The sequence below is a fragment of the Streptomyces sp. NPDC048001 genome (assembly GCF_043203115.1).
In the GTDB taxonomy this organism is placed as follows: Bacteria; Actinomycetota; Actinomycetes; order Streptomycetales; family Streptomycetaceae; genus Streptomyces; species Streptomyces sanyensis.
The window spans coordinates 194373-214397 of record NZ_JBIDBN010000004.1 but is presented as its reverse complement, the minus strand read 5'-3'; the positions used below and the strand labels follow the sequence as shown (position 1 = coordinate 214397).

The 20025-nt window shown below is 73.2% G+C and carries 18 protein-coding genes and 1 pseudogene; 13 read left to right on the top strand and 6 right to left on the bottom strand.

Going from position 1 to position 20025, the window contains the following annotated elements; translation table 11 throughout:
• Window positions 1–47: 47 nt before the first annotated feature.
• On the bottom strand, window positions 48–944 hold the full coding sequence (locus ACGF15_RS09550) for a DMT family transporter (RefSeq protein WP_345616417.1): 897 nt from the start codon (window positions 942–944) through the stop codon (window positions 48–50).
• Between ACGF15_RS09550 and ACGF15_RS09545 the strand changes: the two genes are divergently transcribed.
• On the top strand, window positions 943–2376 hold the full coding sequence (locus tag ACGF15_RS09545; RefSeq protein WP_345616418.1) for a PLP-dependent aminotransferase family protein: 1434 nt from the start codon (window positions 943–945) through the stop codon (window positions 2374–2376). The genes ACGF15_RS09550 and ACGF15_RS09545 overlap by 2 nt on opposite strands.
• A 76-nt stretch (window positions 2377–2452) precedes the next feature.
• A complete protein-coding gene (locus tag ACGF15_RS09540; RefSeq protein WP_345616419.1) occupies window positions 2453–3028 on the top strand; it encodes a histidine phosphatase family protein in 576 nt (191 codons plus the stop codon).
• A gap of 64 nt (window positions 3029–3092) precedes the next feature.
• Here ACGF15_RS09540 and ACGF15_RS09535 read toward each other — a convergent pair whose 3' ends face one another.
• Window positions 3093–3470, bottom strand: coding sequence for a VOC family protein (locus ACGF15_RS09535; protein ID WP_345616420.1), 378 nt, complete (start codon window positions 3468–3470; stop codon window positions 3093–3095).
• 295 nt (window positions 3471–3765) lie between these two features.
• On the opposite strand from ACGF15_RS09535, the gene ACGF15_RS09530 reads away from it, so the two are divergent.
• From ACGF15_RS09530 to ACGF15_RS09520, 3 genes are all read left to right on the top strand, one after another.
• Entirely contained in the window at window positions 3766–4179 is a 414-nt protein-coding gene (locus ACGF15_RS09530) for a helix-turn-helix transcriptional regulator (protein ID WP_345616421.1), read from the top strand.
• A 79-nt stretch (window positions 4180–4258) separates the two neighbouring features.
• Window positions 4259–4675: a VOC family protein gene (locus ACGF15_RS09525; protein ID WP_345616422.1), complete on the top strand. Its 417-nt coding sequence runs from the start codon at window positions 4259–4261 to the stop codon at window positions 4673–4675.
• Between the two features lie 169 nt (window positions 4676–4844).
• Window positions 4845–7235 (top strand): excinuclease ABC subunit UvrA, encoded by a 2391-nt coding sequence (locus tag ACGF15_RS09520; RefSeq protein ID WP_345616423.1) that lies wholly within the window; start codon window positions 4845–4847, stop codon window positions 7233–7235.
• A 133-nt stretch (window positions 7236–7368) separates the two neighbouring features.
• Here ACGF15_RS09520 and ACGF15_RS09515 read toward each other — a convergent pair whose 3' ends face one another.
• The gene (locus ACGF15_RS09515) at window positions 7369–8988 is read right to left on the bottom strand and encodes an alpha/beta hydrolase (protein ID WP_392797518.1); all 1620 of its coding nucleotides are present in this window, start codon (window positions 8986–8988) and stop codon (window positions 7369–7371) included.
• A gap of 281 nt (window positions 8989–9269) precedes the next feature.
• A complete protein-coding gene (locus ACGF15_RS09510; protein ID WP_392797516.1) occupies window positions 9270–10241 on the bottom strand; it encodes a MerR family transcriptional regulator in 972 nt (323 codons plus the stop codon).
• Window positions 10242–10471: 230 nt separating this feature from the next.
• On the opposite strand from ACGF15_RS09510, the gene ACGF15_RS09505 reads away from it, so the two are divergent.
• Window positions 10472–11566 carry a barstar family protein gene (locus tag ACGF15_RS09505; RefSeq protein ID WP_392797514.1) on the top strand — a complete coding sequence of 365 codons (1095 nt, stop codon included), beginning with the start codon at window positions 10472–10474 and terminating at the stop codon, window positions 11564–11566.
• Between the two features lie 345 nt (window positions 11567–11911).
• The gene (locus ACGF15_RS09500; RefSeq protein WP_392797512.1) at window positions 11912–12304 is read left to right on the top strand and encodes a hypothetical protein; all 393 of its coding nucleotides are present in this window, start codon (window positions 11912–11914) and stop codon (window positions 12302–12304) included.
• Window positions 12305–12555: 251 nt separating this feature from the next.
• Here ACGF15_RS09500 and ACGF15_RS09495 read toward each other — a convergent pair.
• Window positions 12556–12831 (bottom strand): annotated as a pseudogene (locus ACGF15_RS09495) (IS5/IS1182 family transposase); the annotation flags it as partial.
• A gap of 210 nt (window positions 12832–13041) precedes the next feature.
• On the opposite strand from ACGF15_RS09495, the gene argC reads away from it, so the two are divergent.
• The 5 genes from argC to ACGF15_RS09470 are packed head-to-tail and all read left to right on the top strand — an operon-like array spanning window position 13042 to window position 17869.
• Window positions 13042–14070 (top strand): N-acetyl-gamma-glutamyl-phosphate reductase, encoded by a 1029-nt coding sequence (argC, locus tag ACGF15_RS09490; protein ID WP_345616211.1) that lies wholly within the window; start codon window positions 13042–13044, stop codon window positions 14068–14070.
• Window positions 14067–15218 (top strand): bifunctional glutamate N-acetyltransferase/amino-acid acetyltransferase ArgJ, encoded by a 1152-nt coding sequence (gene argJ, locus ACGF15_RS09485; protein WP_345616210.1) that lies wholly within the window; start codon window positions 14067–14069, stop codon window positions 15216–15218. The genes argC and argJ overlap by 4 nt, the downstream gene beginning before the upstream one ends.
• The gene (gene argB / locus ACGF15_RS09480; protein ID WP_345616209.1) at window positions 15215–16120 is read left to right on the top strand and encodes an acetylglutamate kinase; all 906 of its coding nucleotides are present in this window, start codon (window positions 15215–15217) and stop codon (window positions 16118–16120) included. Before argJ ends, argB begins: the two co-directional genes overlap by 4 nt.
• Window positions 16117–17325, top strand: coding sequence for an acetylornithine transaminase (locus ACGF15_RS09475; RefSeq protein ID WP_362614736.1), 1209 nt, complete (start codon window positions 16117–16119; stop codon window positions 17323–17325). Before argB ends, ACGF15_RS09475 begins: the two co-directional genes overlap by 4 nt.
• 7 nt (window positions 17326–17332) lie before the next feature.
• Window positions 17333–17869, top strand: coding sequence for an arginine repressor (locus ACGF15_RS09470; protein WP_256524498.1), 537 nt, complete (start codon window positions 17333–17335; stop codon window positions 17867–17869).
• An 86-nt stretch (window positions 17870–17955) separates the two neighbouring features.
• On the opposite strand, the gene ACGF15_RS09465 is transcribed toward ACGF15_RS09470, so the two are convergent.
• A complete protein-coding gene (locus ACGF15_RS09465) occupies window positions 17956–18570 on the bottom strand; it encodes a pyridoxamine 5'-phosphate oxidase family protein (protein WP_362614741.1) in 615 nt (204 codons plus the stop codon).
• A 208-nt stretch (window positions 18571–18778) separates the two neighbouring features.
• On the opposite strand from ACGF15_RS09465, the gene ACGF15_RS09460 reads away from it, so the two are divergent.
• A complete protein-coding gene (locus ACGF15_RS09460; protein WP_256524500.1) occupies window positions 18779–19972 on the top strand; it encodes an argininosuccinate synthase in 1194 nt (397 codons plus the stop codon).
• The last annotated feature ends 53 nt before the right edge of the window (window positions 19973–20025 follow it).

Below are 20025 nucleotides of genomic sequence, written 5' to 3'. Positions count from 1 at the left end.
CGCGCGGGGCCGGGACGGGCAGGCGCCTCCGCGCGGGGTCGGGACGGTCAGGCGCGGGCGCGCTGGGTCACGACGATGCACACCAGGACGGCACCCGCCGTCAGCGGGGCCGCCGCGGAGAGCTCCTCGCCCAGCAACGCCACCGACCAGACGAGCGTGAGCAGGGGCTGCGCCAGCTGGAGCTGGCTGGCGCGGGCGATCCCGATGCCCGCCATCCCCCGGTACCAGACGTACAGGCCCAGGAACTGGGAGACCGCGGCGACCCAGAGCAGCCCCGCCACCCCCTGGGCCGTGAGCGCGACCGGCTCCACGGCCAGGGCGGCGGCCGCGCCGACGGCGGACAGGGGCAGGCAGAGCACGAGCGCCCAGCCGATGACCTGCCAGCCGGGCATCAGCGACGCCAGGCGGCCGCCCTCGGTGTACCCGGCCGCGCAGACCAGCAGTGCGGCGAACAGGTACACGTCGCCCGTGTGCAGGGCGCCCCCGCTCTGCTGCACGGTGAAGGCGATCACGGCGGCGGCGCCGGCGACCGCGGCGGCCCAGAAGGCGCGCGAGGGGCGCCGCCGGGTCCTCAGCACGGCGATCACACTGGTGGTCAGGGGGAGCAGCCCGACCACGACCGCCGCATGGGAGGAGGTGGAGGTCTGCAGGGCCAGCGTGGTGAGCAGCGGGAAGCCGATCACGACCCCGGCGCCCACGACCGCGAGGCCGCCCCAGTGCCGCCGCTCGGGGACCGGCACCCGCAGGGCCAGCAGGAAGCCGCCCGCCAGCAGCGCGGCCAGGACGCCGCGGAGGAGGACCAGGGACCAGGGGCCGAAGCCGTCCAGGCCCCAGACGGTGGCGGGAAAGGTCAGGGAGAAGAGGAGGACGCCCAGGCCCGCGAGCGCGGTACCGCCGCCGACCGCTATCCCGGGAGAAGCAATAGCGCTATTCTGTGCTGTCATGAACGAGAGTAGCAGCGTGGTCGAGCTCGCGAACACCCTGAAAGCTGACCTTCACCGCTACTCACCTGGTGAGAAGCTGCCGTCCAGCAGGGCGCTGGTCGAGCGCCATCGCGTCTCCCCGGTGACCGTCTCGCGGGCCCTGGCCCGCCTGGCCGCCGAGGGACTGGTGGTCACCCGGCCCGGGGCCGGCGCCTTCCGGGCCGAGCCCGCCTCCGCCCCACCGCTGGGGGACACCTCCTGGCAGGAGGTCGCCCTGAGCGCCGACTCCGCCACCGAGGTGGTGCCCCGCGCCGTCGACGCCTCCGGTGTGCTGGTCACCCTGGCCGCGCCCCCTCCCGGGGTGGTCGAGTTCAACGGCGGCTACCTCCACTCCGCGCTCCAGCCCGAACGCGCCATGGCGGCGGCCCTCGGCCGGGCCGGGCGGCGCCCGGGCGCCTGGGCCCGGCCGCCGGTGGACGGGCTGCCGGAACTGCGCGAGTGGTTCGCCCGCGCCGTCGGGGGCGGCGTCGGCCCGGCCGACGTCCTCGTCACCTCCGGGGGGCAGGTGGCGCTCGCCGCGGCGCTGCGCGCGCTCGCCCCGCCCGGCGCCCCCGTACTCGTCGAATCGCCGACCTACCCCGGCATGCTGGCCATCGCCCGCGCGGCCGGACTGCGGCCGGTCCCGGTCCCGGTGGACGCCGACGGGCTCCGCCCCGAACTCCTCGACGCGGCCTTCCGCGCCACCGGCGCCCGGGTCGTCGTCTGCCAGCCGCTCTTCCAGAACCCCACCGGGGCGGTGCTCGCGCCCGCCCGCCGCCGCGAGGTCCTGCGCATCGCCCGCGCGGCGGGCGCCTTCGTGGTCGAGGACGACTTCGCCCGGCGCCTCGCCCACGAGGACGCGGGGCCCCTGCCCGAGCCCCTGGCCGCCGACGACCCCGACGGCGTGGTCGTCCACGTCAGCTCCCTGACCAAGGTCACCTCGCCCAGTCTGCGCGTCGGCATGCTGGCCGCCCGCGGCCCCGTCCTGGAGCGGCTGCGCGCCATCCACGTCGTCGACACCTTCTTCGTCCCCCGGCCGCTCCAGGAGGCCGCCCTGGAACTCGTCGGAGGACCGGCCTGGAGCCGCCACCTGCGCACGGTCTCCGCCGAGCTGAAGGCCCGGCGCGACGTGATGACCGCGGCGCTCCGGCTGCGGCTGCCCGGCCTCGACCTGCCGCACGTCCCCTCCGGCGGCTTCCACCTCTGGCTGCGGCTGCCCGAGGGGACCGACGAAGGCACCCTCGTCGGGGCAGCCCTGCGGGCGGGTGTGGCGATCGCCCCCGGGCGCCCCTACTTCAGCGCCGAACCCCCCGCCGGGCACGTCCGGTTGAGCTTCGCCGGAGTCTCCGGGGCCGCCGAGATCGCGGAGGGCATGCACCGTCTGGAGGCGGCCCACGGCGCCCCACCGCGCTGAACGGGCGGCCGGGCGCGGCCGCGACGGACGCTCCCGACCCCTTGACCAGCGGCCTCGCGGCCAGCACCATCACGCCATGAGTGTCCGGGTCACCCTGGTCGCCGCGGCGCGCAGCTCCACGCTGCTCACCGAGCGGTTCGACGACGACCGGCCGCTGGACCAGTCAGGCTGGCACGAGGTCCAGCTCGCCGCGCACGCCCTCGTGCCGCTGAGCGCCGCCGAGCTGCGCTACTGCTCGCCGACCACACGCAGCCGGGCGACCGGCGACGCCCTCGGCTTCGCGCCGCTCGCCCAGCCCGCCCTGCGCGACTGCGACATGGGCCGCTGGCGGGGCTGGACCCTCGCGGAGGTCACCGCCCGCGAGCCGGACGCGGTCGACACCTGGCTGACCGACCCCCGCAGCGCCCCGCACGGCGGTGAGCCGCTGCTCGCCTTCATCTCCCGCATAGGGGGCTGGCTGGACACCCGGCCCGCGGACGTCGGCGGCGCGATCGTCGCCGTGGCGGAACCGGCCGTGGTCCGGGCCGCCTTCGTCTACGCCCTGCGGGCCCACCCCTCGATGTACTGGCACGTGGAGGTCCGGCCCCTGTCGACGATCACCCTGACCGGCACCCCGGGCCGGTGGAACCTCTGCCTGGAGTCCGCCGCCTGAGCCGCCCCGCCGCCGGCCCGTGCGGGCACCCGCACGCGGCGCCGCGGCGACGGGGGCCGTCCCGCTACAGGTAGGGGCGGGTGATCAGCTCCATCGCGTGCCCGGCCGGGTCCTTGAAGTACACGCCCCGGCCGCCGTGCCCCTCGTTGGTCTCCCCGGGGCGCCGCATCTGCGGGTCGGCCCAGTGCTCCACCCCCTGCTCGCAGAGCCGGGCGTAGGCGCGGTCGAACAGCTCGTCGTCGACCAGGAAGGCGTAGTGCTGCATCTGGATCTCCTCCACCGGCGGCTCGGCGAACTGCAGCAGCACGCCCCCGGAGAGCAGGAGATTGGCGAACGGCCCCCAGGAGGGCGCCTCCGCGAGCTCCAGCAGCTCCTTCAGGAAGCGGGCGGACTCGTGGCGGTCCCGGGCGGCGATGATGGTGTGGTTGAACGTGGCTGTCATGGAGCGCTGACCTCGCTGTCGTCGTGCGGTTCCTGCAGGGCGTCGGGTGCAGGAGGACGGGGAGGTCCGCGCGGGGCGGCTGCCGGGGGCCGTATGCGCCCCCGCGGCGGGCTCAGCGCTCCACCGGATCGCCTGTCCGTGCGTGGCGCGAAGCCGTTCCGGTGATCATGGGAGGGGACGCTACCCCGGTCCGGCCGGTGCGGCAACGCCGCCCCCCGCCCCGCGTCGGAATCCGGCCACAGCGGCCCGGCGCACCGGGCCCCGGCAGCGGCCGGGGCCGTGGGACCCTGGGGGCATGGATCTGGAGGACCTCGCCCGGCTGCGCCGCGCCCGCGACACCATCGACCGCGACTACGCCCGGCCACTGGACGTCCCCGCCCTCGCCCGCGTCGCCCTGATGTCGCCCGGGCACTTCTCCCGCAGCTTCCGGGCCGCCTTCGGCGAGACGCCCTACAACCACCTGATGACCCGCCGCGTCGAGCGCGCCAAGGCCCTGCTGCGCCGCGGCGACACCAGCGTGACCGAGGCCTGCTTCGCCGTCGGGTGCACCTCGCTGGGCTCCTTCAGCTCCCGCTTCACCGAACTCGTCGGCGAGACCCCCAGCGCCTACCGGGCCCGCCGCCACGAGGCGGGTGCCCCGATCCCCGCCTGCATCGCCAAGATCCACACCCGTCCGGTGCGCACCAGGCCGGCTGCCGGGGCCGGGTAGCCCGGCGCGCCACCCGGACCGGGCAACCGGTCAGGATCGGAGAAGCGCGAGACCGGCCCGCCCTCGTACCGTCGGAGGCATGGACATCAAGCTCTCGCAGTGCTTCATCGCCGTCGACGACCACGACAAGGCCCTCGCCTTCTACGGCGACGTCCTCGGACTGGAGGTCCGCAACGACGTCTCCTTCGAGGGCATGCGGTGGGTGACGGTCGGCTCGCCCGCCCAGCCCGACGTCGAGGTCGTCCTCGAACCGCCGCTCGCCGACCCCAACGCCTCGCCCGCGGACCGGCGGGCGATGGCGGAACTGCTGGCCAAGGGCCTGCTGCGCGCCGTGATCTTCTCCACCGAGGACTGCGACGCCACCTTCGAGCGCATCAGGGCCTCCGGCGCCGAGGTGCTCCAGGAGCCCATCGACCAGCCCTACGGGGTCCGCGACTGCGCCTTCCGCGACCCCTCCGGCAACATGCTGCGCTTCACCCAGCGGGCCGGGGCCTGAGACGCCGGGAAATCCCCGCGGGCCGGGCGCCCCCTCGGGTAGCCTTCCGGGCCGCGGGCCCCGGCGCCCCCCGCGGCAGGCCGCCCCCGAAGGGCCTCCCGCCGCGGCGCGGAGGCCGCCCCGGGCCCCGGCGACCGCCACCCGATGTCACGACGGATGGAGAGACCAGATGAGCAAGGCCGCGAGCACGGACGGACGGCCGTCCGCGCCGCACCTCGCCGACAGCCACGAGCACATCCGTGTGCACGGAGCGCGGGAGAACAACCTCAAGGACGTCAGCATCGAGATCCCCAAGCGCCGTCTGACGGTGTTCACCGGGGTCTCCGGATCGGGCAAGAGCTCGCTCGTCTTCGACACCATCGCCGCCGAGTCCCAGCGGCTCATCAACGAGACCTACAGCGCCTTCGTCCAGGGCTTCATGCCGACCCTGTCGAGGCCCGAGGTAGACGTCCTCGACGGGCTGACCACGGCGATCGCCGTCGACCAGTCGCGGATGGGCGGCGACCCCCGCTCCACGGTCGGCACCGCGACCGACGCCAACGCGATGCTGCGCATCCTCTTCAGCCGCCTCGGCCGGCCCCATGCCGGCCCGCCGTCCGCCTACGCCTTCAACGTCCCCTCCGTCCGGGCCAGCGGGGCGATCACCGTCGAACGGGGCGACAAGAAGGCCGTGAAGGCGACGTTCAACCGGACCGGCGGCATGTGCCCGCGCTGCGAAGGCCGCGGGACGGTCTCCGACATCGACCTCACCCAGCTCTACGACGACTCCAAGTCGCTCGCCGAGGGCGCCTTCACCATCCCCGGCTGGAAGTCGGACAGCTTCTGGACGGTGCGGGTCTACGCCGAGTCGGGCTTCCTCGACCCGGACAAGCCGATCCGCGACTTCACCGAGCAGGAGCTGCGCGACTTCCTCCACCGGGAACCGACCAAGGTGAAGGTCGAGGGGGTCAACCTCACCTACGAGGGACTGATCCCCAAGATCCGCAAGTCCTTCCTGTCCAAGGACAAGGAGGCGATGCAGCCGCACGTCCGGGCCTTCGTGGAGCGCGCCGTCACCTTCACCCCGTGCCCCGAGTGCGGGGGCACGCGGCTGAGCGAGGGCGCCCGCTCGTCGAAGATCGGGGACGTCAGCATCGCCGAGGCCTGCGCGATGCAGATCAGCGACCTCGCGGAGTGGGTCCGCGGCCTCGACGAGCCCTCCGTGGCCCCGCTGCTCGCCGCCCTCCAGGGCACCCTGGACTCCTTCGGCGAGATCGGCCTCGGGTACCTGTCGCTGGACCGCCCGGCGGGCACCCTCTCCGGCGGCGAGGCGCAGCGGGTCAAGATGATCCGCCACCTCGGCTCCTCGCTCACCGACGTCACCTACGTCTTCGACGAGCCCACGGCGGGCCTGCACCCGCACGACGTGCAGCGCATGAACACGCTGCTGCTGCGCCTGCGGGACAAGGGCAACACGGTCCTGGTCGTGGAGCACAAGCCGGAGGTCATCGCGATCGCCGACCACGTGGTCGACCTCGGCCCCGGTGCCGGGACGGCCGGCGGCGCGGTCTGCTTCGAGGGGACGGTGGAGGGGCTGCGCGCGTCGGACACCCCGACCGGCCGCCACCTCGACGACCGGGCAGCGGTCAGGAAGGACGTCCGCACACCGACCGGGGCGCTGGAGATCCGCGGCGCCACCACCCACAACCTGCGCGGGGTGGACGTCGACGTCCCGCTCGGGGTGCTGGCCGTCGTCACCGGCGTGGCCGGCTCGGGGAAGAGCTCGCTGGTCCACGGGTCGATCCCGGCCGAGGCGGGGGTGGTCTCCGTCGACCAGTCCCCGATCCGCGGCTCGCGGCGCAGCAATCCGGCGACGTACACCGGCCTGCTGGAGCCGGTCCGCAAGGCGTTCGCCAAGGCCAACGGCGTCAAGCCGGCGCTGTTCAGTGCCAACTCGGAAGGCGCCTGCCCCGGCTGCAACGGCGCCGGAGTCGTCTACACCGACCTGGCGATGATGGCGGGCGTCGCGAGCACCTGCGAGGAGTGCGAGGGCAGGCGCTACCAGGCGGCGGTGCTGGAGTACCGGCTGGGCGGCCGCGACATCAGCGAGGTGCTGGCCATGCCCGTGTCCGAGGCGGCCGCCTTCTTCGCCGACGGCGAGGCCCGCACGCCCGCCGCGCAGCGGGTCCTCGCACGGCTCACGGACGTGGGACTCGGCTACCTGACCCTCGGCCAGCCGCTGACCACCCTGTCGGGCGGCGAGCGCCAGCGGCTCAAGCTGGCCACCCACATGGCGGACAAGGGGGGCGTCTACCTGCTCGACGAGCCGACCACCGGCCTGCACCTCGCCGACGTGGAGCAGCTGCTCGGCCTCCTGGACCGGCTCGTCGACTCGGGCAAGTCGGTGATCGTGGTCGAGCACCACCAGGCCGTGATGGCCCACGCGGACTGGATCATCGACCTCGGGCCGGGCGCGGGCCACGACGGCGGCCGGATCGTGTTCGAGGGCACCCCCGCCGACCTGGTCGCGGCCCGCTCCACCGTCACCGGGGAGCACCTGGCCGCCTACGTGGGCGCCTGACCCGCGGGCGCCCCCGCGGGTGGGCGGGCACGCCGGCCTGACGGTCGGGTGGAGGCCCCCGCGTTCCGGACGGCGTCCGGAACGCGGGGGCCTGGCACGCCCGCGGGGGTGCCGTGTGCGGCGGTGCCCGGACTCAGCAGGTCGCTCCCGGCTCGACCGGTGCGAGGTCGAGGAGGTAGCCGTCCACGGCGTCGTCCACACAGCTGCTGCCGCGCCCGTAGGCGGTGTGCCCGAGTCCCTCGAAGGTCAGCAGCATGCCCCCGGGCAGCTGGCGGGCCAGGGACTGCGCCTCGTGGTACGGCGTGGACGGGTCGCCGGTGGTCCCCACGACGAGGACCGGAGGGAGCCCTTCGGCGGCCACCCGGTGCGGGCCGGGCCCGCGGTGCGGCCAGCCCCGGCAGCCGAGCGCGGCGATCACGCTCTCGGATCCGAAGTCGCCCTCGGCGAGGTGCGCCCGGTCGAGTGCCTTCCAGTACTCCCGGGGGTTCTCGGGGTGCGGGACGTCGAGGCAGTCGACCGCGGCGATGGCCACGTCGGAGTTGTCGGGGTGGCCCTCCTCCTCGGCCTGCTCCCCCTCCCCGCCACCGGCGTCCGCCTCCCCGGCGCTCCCTTCCTCCCCGGCGGGCTCCTCGCCCGCGTCCTCCTCCTCGCCCGCGGCTATGCCCGCGAGCCGCGTCCCGTCACCCTCGGCCGCGTCGCCCAGACCTCGGGACAGGGCCTCCCACTGGTCCTCCGGGGTGTACATCGACGTCACGAGGGCGCTGTGCAGGGTCGGCGCGTCCAGGCCCCACTCGCTGTCCTCGACCGGAAGGGGCTCCGCCGCGGTCCGTGCGTAGAGCTCCTGGACCAACGCGCGGATGCCCTCGGGGGTGTCCGCGGGGCAGGCGTCCCCCACCACCTCGGCGCAGTACTCGGCGTAGTCGTCGACCGCGCTGCGGAAACCGGCGGCCTGGCTGCCGGCCCGCTCGGACCAGTCCAGCGAGGGGTCGACGGCCCCGTCCAGCACCATCGCGCGCACCCGCCGCGGGAACAGCTCGCCGTAGCTGGTGCCCAGCGACGTCCCGTAGGACCATCCGAGATAGCTCAGCCTGTCGTCGCCGAGCGCGGCGCGCAGCACGTCCATGTCGCGGGCGGCGTCGGCGGTGCCGACGTGCGGCAGGATCGAGCCGCTGTGCTTCTTGCAGGCGGCGACCGTGCTCCCGGCGGTGTCCAGCGCGGTGCGGCGCTGCTCCTCGGTCGCGGGGTGGAGCGGCTGGGGTCCGGTGTCGGCCTCCTCCGCGTAGGCCTCGTCCTCGGGGCCGCAGTCCACGGCGGGCTCGCTGCCCGCCACACCGCGCGGGTCGAATCCGACGATGTCGAAGCGGGCCCGTATCCGCTCGGTGAACGAGGCCGCCCCGCCGCCCTGGAGCAGGGCGACCCCGGATTCCCCCGGCCCGCCGGGGTTGAAGACCAGCGACCCGATGCGGCGGTCCTCGTCGGTCGCGGTGACCCGGATGAGGGGGAGCGTGAAGGTCCTGCCGTCCCCGGGCGCCGAGTAGTCCATGGGGACCCTGAGCGTGGCGCACTCCTCCTCCCCGCAGGGTTCCCAGGTCAGCTTCTGGCCGTAGAAGGCGCGCAGGTCGGCGCGGGCGGCGGGGTCGTCGGCGGCACGCGCCTCGGAGGCGTCGCGAGTGCAGCCGCTCAGCGAACCCGCGGCGAGGGCCGCCGCCGCGGCCAGAAGGACGGCGCGGCGGCGCCTGGGATGAGTGAGCACGTGTGACCGATCCGGAGTCCGTGGTGGGTGGCGCCGCGGCACGTCGGCGGCCATGCCAGGTTACGGAGCGGGATCCGGCCCGGGCATCGTCCTGAGGTAGAGGACGATCCTCCGCTTCTCGGCCCGGGGAATGACAACCGATGCCGCCGCGGAACCCTCCGGGGGTGCTTCACGCAGCGGGACGCCCCGCCCCGGAGGCCCGCCCGCCGCGGGCGCGGCGTGCGTGACGGCGGCCTGAAGCACCGTCACCCGACCGGTGCCGGCGCCCCGCTGGGCGCCGGTCACGCGTCGCGACGGCCGCGGAACCACTGCGCCACCTCGTCGGCGTGGGTGTCCGGAGGGAAGACCGGGTAGAAGACATGCTCGATCGTGGCGCCGCGCAGGACGAGGGTGAGGCGCCGGTAGAGCGTCTGGCCGTCGGCCTCGAACGTCGGGAGACCCAGTGCGTCGGCGAGCGTGAGCCGGGGGTCGGAGACCATCGGGTAGGGCAGGTGCAGCCGGTCCACGAGCGCCCGCTGGTAGTCGGCCCGGTCCGAGGACAGGGCCAGCACCCGGTCGACGCCCGAGGCCCTGAGGGCGTCGAGGTTGTCGCGGAAGCTGCAGGCCTCCTGGCTGCAGCCCCGGGCGCCGGGGATGTCGTTCCAGCCCTCGGGGATGTCGGCGGCCGGGTCTCCGGTGAGCGGGTACAGGAAGAGCACCCAGCGCCCTTCGCAGACCGCGTCGAGGCGGATGTCGCTGCCGTCGGTGGCGGTGAAGGACAGGGCGGGAAGCGCACGGCCGGGCAGATGGGCGGCGGCGCCGTCGTCCACCGGGGCGGGCAGGTCGGCGGGCAGGGGGTCGGCCTGGGGCAGCATCGCGTCAAGCTCCTCGGGCGGTTCGGTGGCAGGGGTGGCGGGGAAGCCTCGCCGGGCCGCCGCGTCCCTGCGGCGGATCAGCCGGTCCCGGCTGCTTGTCAACCGGGTGACGAGCAGGTCGAGCGCGTCGATCTTCCGCTGGTAGGCGGCCAGCGACTCGGCGCAGTGGTCGCCCTCGTCGTGTCCCGCGCGCAGGCAGGAGAGAAACGGCCGGGTCTCCCCGGGGGCGAGCCCGAGCGCCCCGAGGCTGCGGATCTCCTCCGCCAGCCGGACGTCCTCCGCGGTGTAGTCGCGGTAGCCGTTGGCCGAGCGGCCGGGACTGAGCAGTCCGCAGTCCTCGTAGTACCGCAGCGCCTTGATCGTCACTCCGGCGGCGGCCGCCGCCTCACCTGCACGCATGGGCACCTCCTCGTCCCCCAGACGTTAGACCCGGACCCCGGGGTCCGGGTCAAGGGCGGACCGCCGGCCCCCTCGGGCCGCGGCTGCCGGGCGCGACCTCGAACAGCTCGGACGGACGCCCGATCCCACGCATCGATGACTCATGCCGATCGATGCCTCATGCCGAGGAAATCCGACCGGCCTCGGCTTCGACCACGAAAGGAGCTTCGCGGACTCCACCCGCATTGGGCATGATTCCCACCGTGCATGTGGACAGGGACCATCGCGGGCGGAGAAGGTACACGCTGACGGACGCAGGAAGCGGCCACGTCTGGGGCGTCTGCGCCGAGGCGGAGGGATTGTTCAGGGAACCCCGGCGTGACACGTACGAACTGTTCGATTGGGTTCCGGACGGAGCCGATGTGCACGGCCGGGTCGGCAGCCGGGTGTGGCTGGTGCCGGAGGACCGGCCGCTCGCTGCCTGGCTGCTGGAGGACGCGGAGAGCCTCGGACAGCACCCGGGAACGGACAATCTCGTGCTCACCGGTCTGAACGACTACGAGGGCCCGCCCGAGGGACACCGGGCTCCTGTCCGACTGCACGACGGGTACCGGTGGCTGGGCTCCTGCCGGGAGTTCGCCCGCGTCCTGCCGCCCGGGCAAGCAGAGCCTCCGCTCGTCCTGCGGGGACTCGCCCCGAGTGATCGGCTACGGCAGGCCCTGGCTACGGGCACCCGGCGCACGCTGGACCTGGAGGAGGTCTGGCTGGAGATACGGGACGACCGGGGCGAACCGCTCACCGACCGGCTGCTGCGTCCCGAAGTCCGTACCTGGCAGCCGTCCTCCCGCGGGGCGGACCTGATTGATCTGGAACTCGACGGATACCTCGCACCCGTACCGGGATACGCCCGGCCCATCTGGGAGCGTTGGCTTGCCGGCCCGCCGGAGGCCCCTGGCGCCTGGGCTGCGCTCGACACCCGTCAGCGCGGGGCCTGGCTCGATCTCGTCCGGGAGCGGGGCTGTCGGCTCGAACACCAGGACCGGCAGGCTGGGCAGGCGTACGAGCTGGACGGCCGGCACATCACCGATGAACCGGGCCTCTACCTGGCACTCGGCGAGGCCGTCAACGGGCCGGGCGGCTACTTCGGCGGCTGCCCGGACGCCCTCGTGGACTGTCTGCGCGGCGGCTTCGGCTACTCCGCCCCCGCAACCTTGGTCTGGCGGGACGCTGCGACCGCGCGCGAGTACCTGTCCTGCGTCCTGGCGCCGGAGGGCGAGGAGTATGACCTGGTCGCCCTGGTGATCGAAGTCCTGACCGAGGGCGGGATGCATGTGACCTTCACGTGAGAACGGCCGAGTTGCCGCGGTGGTGACTCAACTCCGCAGGTGAGAAGCCAGCCCGCCGCCCGGCCCGCTCGACTCGAGGGCACAGCCCCGTCAAGTCAGCGCCTCAGCCGCCAGGTGAAGCGCTCCTTACCGTGTTGGCGGGTTGATTCTGGTCCTTCGTATGATCGGGAGACCCAGGGGTCTGGGTGTGGCTGGAAGCGCTCTGATGACCATCCATGGTGGGTCTGCAGCACTCATCGCATCACCAGGCTCGTCCAGGCGATCCTCACCGCGCAACTGAACTGCACGAACTGAGGTAGGCCGTCGTCCTTCACCACGCCTGGACCTGAGGGTAGAAGAGACTCCGTGAGTTTCGACATCTTCGTGTGCCGGTTCGAGAACGGTGAGCCGGCGCCGTTGGACATGAGTGCTGCGCACGAGGTCCTCGCCCCTTATGTGGTGGCACGGGACCCCCGGACGAACCTCCTGCATGTGCGTACGGCGGAGATGGAGGAGGCGGATGTGTTCTTCTCCAGCCCGGACAGCATCACCTTCAACCGCTTCGGAGGCGGCGGAATCATGGACCTCCTGGCCGTCCTGCTGCGCCGGCTGGACGCCGTGCTCGTCGTCCCGGGCGGACCAACCATGATTCAGCGGGACGAGGACCGCGATTTTTTGCCTGCCGCTCTCAGGGACGAGTGGACCGTCATCGTGGCCCGCACCGGCGCGGAGATCGATCGGGCGATCCGTGCTTCCTGAACGAACGGACGAAGGGGTCATCTCTGGTGCGGACCACCGGGAACAGCCTCGTGAAGACCGCGCCCGTCCTTCACCACACCTCGTCCTGAGGTTGGAGAAGGCTCACTGACGGCCCCGACGGTCACCCTGTCCGCTGGACCCGTGCTTCGCCCCCGGCCGGTTGAACGCGTACCTCCATGCCGTCACGATTCCGCCCCACCCTGCTGTCTCGGCTCTTCGAATCGAGCAGGAGTGGTCAGTGATCCTTTTCGGCGTTGCAGTTCCTGTGTGAGGACGGCCTTGGCGTTCGACGTCATGTGGTTGGGGCCGCATTGGGACCTGCGGAAGATCCGCCGGGGGTCAGGCGGGCACCGCCACGTTCGACGGGTGCGTGTGCCGCGGCCAGGGCGCGGTTTGCGGGTCCTGTCGGTGGGAGCGAGTTCCTGGAGGGGCCTGAGGTTGATGCCCGTGGCCGGCCACGGACCGGCGCCCTGGTAGGCGAGATCGGCCGCGACCGGAACGCCCTGTTGCTCGCGGATTCGGATGATTCAGCGAGTGGCGTGGCTTCACGCGAAGACCGCACGGTAGAGAGATGGGCCGACGCCCTGCCCGCCAGCTGAGTTCATCGGACCCGCCGGGTCGGATGCCCAGCCGCCAGATCGGCTGCACGGTCCCACCGTCTCCGAGTGCGAGCGCCGCAGCGCATTGCATAAACGTGCATAGCTGCGTATAGTCATGCCATCACCGAGGAGGGTCCGATGGCAGTACGCGCAGCAGTCGCAGGGGCGAGCGGATACGCGGGTGGTGAGGTGCTCCGCCTGCTCCTCGCCCACCCCGGGGTGGAGATCGGCGCCCTGACCGGCAACAGCAACGCCGGTCAGCGGCTCGGTGCGCTCCAGCCGCATCTGCCGCCGCTGGCCGACCGGGTGCTGGCGGAGACCGGCGCCGAGGTGCTGCGCGGTCACGACGTGGTCTTCCTGGCCCTCCCGCACGGCCAGTCCGCGGCGGTCGCCGAGCAGCTCGGCGACGAGGTCCTCGTCATCGACATGGGGGCCGACTTCCGGCTCCGCAGCGCCGCCGACTGGGAGCGGTTCTACGGCTCGCCGCACGCCGGCACCTGGCCGTACGGCCTCCCCGAGCTGCCGGGCGCCCGCGCCGCGCTGGAGGGGTCCAAGCGCGTCGCGGTGCCCGGCTGCTACCCCACCGCCGTGACCCTCGCCCTCGCCCCCGCCTACGGCGCCGGGCTCGCCGAGCCCGAGGCCGTGATCACCGCCGCGTCCGGCACCTCCGGCGCCGGAAAGGCGCCCAGGGCACACCTCCTCGGCTCCGAGGTCATGGGTTCCATGAGCCCCTACGGCGTCGGCGGCGTCCACCGCCACACACCGGAGATGGTCCAGAACCTCAGCGCGGCCGCCGGGGAGCCGGTCACGGTCTCCTTCACCCCGACCCTCGCCCCGATGCCGCGGGGCATCCTCGCCACCTGCTCCGCCAGGGCGCGGCCCGGCACCACCGCCGGGGAACTGAGGGCCGCCTACGAGAAGGCCTGCGCCGACGAGGCCTTCGTCCAGCTGCTCCCCGAGGGGCAGTGGCCCGCCACCGCCTCCGTGTACGGGTCGAACAGCGCGCAGGTGCAGGTCGCCCTCGACGAGGCCGCCGGGCGGATCATCGCGATCAGCGCCATCGACAACCTCACCAAGGGCACCGCGGGCGGCGCGGTGCAGAGCATGAACATCGCCCTCGGGCTGCCCGAGGACACCGGACTTTCCACGATGGGAGTTGCGCCGTGAGCGTGACAGCGGCACAGGGGTTCACGGCGGCGGGCATCGCGGCCGGAATCAAGGAGAACGGCAATCCGGACCTGGCCCTGGTGGTCAACACCGGCCCCCGCCGCGCCGCCGCGGGCGTCTTCACGTCCAACCGCGTCAAGGCCGCGCCGGTCCTGTGGTCGGAGCAGGTGCTCACGTCCGGCGAGGTGGCCGCCGTCGTCCTCAACTCCGGCGGGGCCAACGCCTGCACCGGCCCCCAGGGCTTCCAGGACACCCACGCCACGGCCGAGAAGGCGGCCGAGGTGCTCGGCGTCGGCGCGGGCGAGGTCGCGGTGGCCTCCACGGGCCTGATCGGCGTCCTGCTGCCGATGGACAGGCTCCTGCCCGGCGTGGAGCAGGCGGCCGCCCAGCTCTCCGAGCACGGCGGCGAGAAGGCCGCCATCGCGATCAAGACCACGGACACCGTCCACAAGACCGCGGTGGCACGCGGGCAGGGCTGGACCGTCGGCGGCATGGCCAAGGGCGCGGGCATGCTCGCCCCGGGCCTGGCCACCATGCTGGTCGTCCTCACCACCGACGCCGACCTCGACGCCCCCTCGCTCGACAAGGCCCTGCGCGAGGCCACCCGGCTGACCTTCGACCGGGTGGACTCCGACGGCTGCATGTCCACCAACGACACGGTCCTGCTGCTGGCCTCCGGGGCCAGCGGCACCGCCCCGGAGTACGCCGAGTTCGCCGAAGCCGTCCGCACCGTCTGCGACGACCTCGCGCGTCAGCTGATCGGCGACGCGGAGGGCGCCAGCAAGGACATCCGCATCGAGGTGGTGAACGCCGCCACCGAGGACGACGCCGTCGAGGTCGGCCGCTCCATCGCCCGCAACAACCTGCTCAAGTGCGCCGTCCACGGGGAGGACCCGAACTGGGGCCGGGTGCTCTCCGCCATCGGCACCACCCGGGCCGCCTTCGAGCCGGACCGGCTCAACGTGGCCATCAACGGCGTGTGGGTGTGCCGGGGAGGATCGGTGGGGGAGGACCGCGACCTGGTCGACATGCGCTACCGCGAGGTCACGATCACCGCGGACCTGTCCGCGGGCTCGGAGTCCGCCGTGATCTGGGCCAACGACCTCACCGCGGACTACGTCCACGAGAACAGCGCGTACAGCTCATGAGCAGTGCCACGCGGAAGCACACCGCGCTCCCGAAGGCGCAGATCCTCATCGAGGCCCTGCCCTGGCTGACCCGCCACCACGGCAGGACCGTCGTCATCAAGTTCGGCGGCAACGCCATGGTCGACGAGGAGCTCAAGGCGGCCTTCGCCCAGGACGTCGTCTTCCTGCGCCACGCCGGGCTCCGGCCCGTCGTCGTGCACGGCGGCGGCCCGCAGATCTCCGCCGCCCTCGACCGGCACGGGCTGGTGAGCGAGTTCAAGGCCGGGCTGCGCGTCACCACCCCCGAGGCCATGGACGTGGTCCGGATGGTGCTGGCCGGCCAGGTGCAGCGCGAGCTGGTCGGCCTGCTCAACGAGCACGGGCCGCTCGCCGTCGGACTCACCGGCGAGGACGCCTGCACCATCACCGCCACCAAGCACCGGCCCCGCATCGACGGAGAGCTCGTCGACATCGGGCGCGTCGGGGAGATCACCGCCATCGACACCGGCGCGATCCAGGCGCTGCTCGCCGACGGCCGTATCCCGGTCGTCTCGTCCATCGCCCGCTCCGAGGACGACGGGCACGTCTACAACGTCAACGCCGACACGGCCGCCGCGGCACTGGCCGCGGCGCTGGGCGCCGAGACGCTGATGGTGCTCACGGACGTGGAGGGCCTCTACGAGGACTGGCCGGACAGCGACGAGGTGATCAGCCGCCTCACCGCCACCGAGCTGGAGAAGCTCCTCCCGGAGCTCTCCAGCGGCATGGCACCCAAGATGGAGGGCTGCCTCCACGCCGTCCGCAACGGCGTCACCACCGCCCGCGTCATCGACGGGCGGGTGCAGCACTCGATCCTGCTGGAGATCTTCACCGACGAGGGAATCGGCACCATGGTGGTGCCGGACGGACAGGGGGAGCAGTGACCGCCGAGCAGCAGGACACCGCCGTCGGCGCACGGTGGGGGAAGGTGATGGCCGACACCTACGGCACCCCGGGGCTCGCGCTCGTGCGCGGCGAGGGCGCCTCGCTCTGGGACGAGGACGGCAACCGCTACACCGACTTCGTCGGAGGCATCGCCGTCAACGCCCTCGGCCACGCCCACCCCGCGGTGGTGGAGGCCGTCTCCCGCCAGGCCGCCACCCTCGGCCATGTCTCCAACCTCTACGCGGCCGAGCCGCCGGTGGCCCTCGCCGAGCGGCTGGTGCGGCTGCTGGGCCGTCCCGGCAGGGTCTACTTCTCCAACTCCGGCGCCGAGGCCAACGAGGCGGCGTTCAAGATCGGCCGGCTGACCGGGCGGCGCCACATGGTGGCCACCGAGGGCGGCTTCCACGGCCGGACGACGGGCGCCCTCGCCCTCACCGGCCAGCCCGGCAAGCGGGACCCCTTCCTGCCGCTGCCCGGCGAGGTCACCCATGTGCCCTACGGGGACGCCGACGCCCTGCGCGCGGTGGTCACCGAGGAGACCGCGCTCGTGGTCCTGGAGCCGATCCAGGGGGAGAACGGCGTCGTCGTCCCCCCGCCCGGCTATCTGGAGGCGGCGCGGGAGATCACCCGGGCCACCGGCACCCTCCTGGTCCTGGACGAGGTGCAGACCGGCATCGGGCGCACCGGCCAGTGGTTCCGCTTCCAGGCCCACCAGGGAGTCGAGCCGGACATCGTGACGCTGGCGAAGGGGCTGGGCGGGGGGCTGCCGATCGGCGCCACCGTCGCCTTCGGCCCCGCCGCGGACCTGCTGCGCCCCGGCCACCACGGTTCGACGTTCGGCGGCAACCCCATCGCCTGCGCCGCCGGGATCGCCGTGATCGACACCCTCGCCGAGGGAGGCGTCCTCGACGAGGTGAAGCGCCTGGGCGAGAAGCTGCGCGACGGAATCGAGACCCTGGGGCACCCGCTGGTCTCCCATGTCCGCGGCAGCGGCCTGCTGCTGGGTATCGTGCTCACCGGGCCGTACGCACCCCGGGTGCAGCAGGCGGCCCAGGGTGCCGGTTTCCTGGTGAACGCCCCCGCCCCCGATGTCGTCCGGCTGATGCCGCCACTGGTCATCGGTGACGCCGAGGCAGACGCGTTCCTCGGGGCCCTTCCGGCCATCCTCGACGCGAGCAAGGGTGAAGGACGAGCCGAAGAGTGAGACGACGATGACCGAGGGCCAGGAGACCGAGCACGGCGGCCCGGCCGTACCGCAGACCCGCACCGCCCGCCACCGCCGGATCGTGGACATCCTCAACCGGCAACCGGTGCGCTCCCAGAGCCAGTTGGCCAGGCTGCTCGCGGACAACGGGCTGAGCGTCACCCAGGCGACGCTCTCCCGGGACCTCGACGAGCTGGGCGCGGTGAAGATCCGCAACACCGGCGGCGAGCTGATCTACGCGGTCCCCAGCGAGGGCGGCTTCCGCACCCCGCAGGCCCCGCTGGGGGAGTCCGCCAAGGAGGAGCGCATGCGGCGCCTCTCCGGCGAACTCCTCATCTCCGCGGAGGCGTCGGCGAACCTGGTGGTGCTGCGGACGCCGCCGGGTGCGGCGCAGTTCCTGGCCTCGGCCATCGACCAGGCGGAACTCCACGACGTCCTCGGCACGATCGCCGGGGACGACACCCTGATGCTGATCAGCAGGGACCCGGTCGGCGGCCAGGCGCTGGCCGACCACCTGCTGCGGCTGGCGCAGAACGACCGCTGAGGCGGGCCCGGGCGGGCCGGGGGCCACGGCGGCCCCGCCCCGCCCGAGGGCGCCGGCCTCCGCGGCCCGGCGGGAGCCGCGTCCCGTCAGCTCCCCCCGCTGCCACCGCCGCCCGTGTCCGTGCGCGGCGGCAGCGGCAGGGGCAGTGCGGGGAGGCCGTCCAGGCTCACCCCGACGTGCTCCTTCTTCTCGCAGTAGGCCGCGAACTCCTCCTCGGACTTCCGCCCGAAGTGCTCGGCGTGCTGGGTGCGCTCCCCGGTGTACTCCATGAACGGGACGGCGAAGCCGCAGGCGTCGGAGACCCGCACCGCGCGCACCACGACCACCGCCCGGGCGCCGGGCCCGTCGGCATGCGCGAAGCGGCCGATCCACTCGCCCCACCGCGGGTCGTCCCGGAGCACCACCTCGCCCCGGCCGTGCACCCGCAGCACCTTCGGCGGCCCGGAGAACGCGCACCACATCAGGGTGATCCGCCCGTTGCCGGGCTCCCGGACATGGGCGACCGTCTCCGCGCTGCTGCCGCCGAAGTCGAGGTAGGCGAGCGTCGTGGCGTCCACCACGACCAGCGACCCCGCCCTCCCCTTCGGCGAGACGTTGACATGGCCGTCCCCCGTCAGCGGTGCGGTCGCGGTGAAGAACACCGGCTGCTCCTCGATGAATGCACGGATCCGGCCCTCGATGCGTTCGTACGTCTTCCCCATGCGGCGATTGTCCGCCATGCCCCTGCGCGCCCGGCGGGCCGCCCCCGGGTGCGGCCGAGGGGGTGCCGCGTTCCCCGGTGGGCCCGGGAGGCATGGGGGTGCTCGTGCCGCGCATGCCCGCTGACCTGCACATTCACCGCCGATTGACAAAACATACGGTGCACTGCATAGTTATACCCATCAGTGAATGCATCCTAAGGAGAAACCCGTGACCGAGCGCGTCGTACTCGCCTATTCGGGCGGCCTGGACACCTCCGTCGCCATCGGCTGGATCGCCGAGGAGACGGGCGCCGAGGTCATCGCCGTCGCCGTGGACGTCGGCCAGGGCGGCGAGGACCTGGACGTCATCCGCAAGCGCGCGCTCGCCTGCGGTGCGGTCGAGGCCGAGGTCGCGGATGCCAAGGACGAGTTCGCCGAGGAGTACTGCCTCCCCGCGATCAAGGCCAACGCCCTCTACATGGACCGCTACCCGCTGGTCTCGGCGCTCTCCCGGCCGACCATCGTCAAGCACCTCGTCGCGGCGGCCAAGAAGCACGGTGCCGACACCGTGGCCCACGGCTGCACCGGCAAGGGCAACGACCAGGTGCGCTTCGAGGCCGGCATCGTCGCCCTCGCCCCGGACCTGAAGTGCATCGCCCCCGTCCGGGACTACGCGATGACCCGGGACAAGGCCATCGCCTTCTGCGAGGCGAAGGAACTGCCCATCGCGACCTCCAAGAAGTCCCCCTACTCGATCGACCAGAACGTCTTCGGACGCGCCGTCGAGACCGGGTTCCTGGAGGACATCTGGAACGCGCCGATCGAGGACATCTACGAGTACACCTCCAACCCGGCCGCCCCGCGGGAGGCCGACGAGGTCGTCATCTCCTTCAAGGCCGGCGTCCCCGTCGCCGTCGACGGCAAGCCCGTCACCGTCCTCCAGGCCATCCAGCAGCTCAACGAGCGGGCCGGCGCCCAGGGCGTCGGGCGGATCGACATGGTCGAGGACCGGCTCGTCGGCATCAAGTCCCGCGAGGTCTACGAGGCCCCCGGCGCCATCGCGCTCATCACCGCCCACCAGGAGCTGGAGAACGTCACCGTCGAGCGCGAGCTCGCCCGGTACAAGCGGCAGGTCGAGCAGCGCTGGGGCGAGCTGGTCTACGACGGCCTGTGGTTCTCCCCCCTCAAGCGCGCGCTGGACGGCTTCATCGACGAGGCCAGCGAGCACGTCACCGGCGACGTCCGGATGACGCTGCACGGCGGCCGTGCCGTGGTCACCGGCCGCAGGTCCGAGCAGTCGCTCTACGACTTCAACCTCGCCACCTACGACACCGGTGACACCTTCGACCAGTCGAAGGCCCAGGGCTTCATCGAGATCTTCGGCCTCTCGCAGAAGATCGCCGCCAAGCGGGACCTCGCGTAACCCCACCCCGGCGCCCGTGCGTTGTACAGGCCGCCTCCCACCGCCGCGGCGCC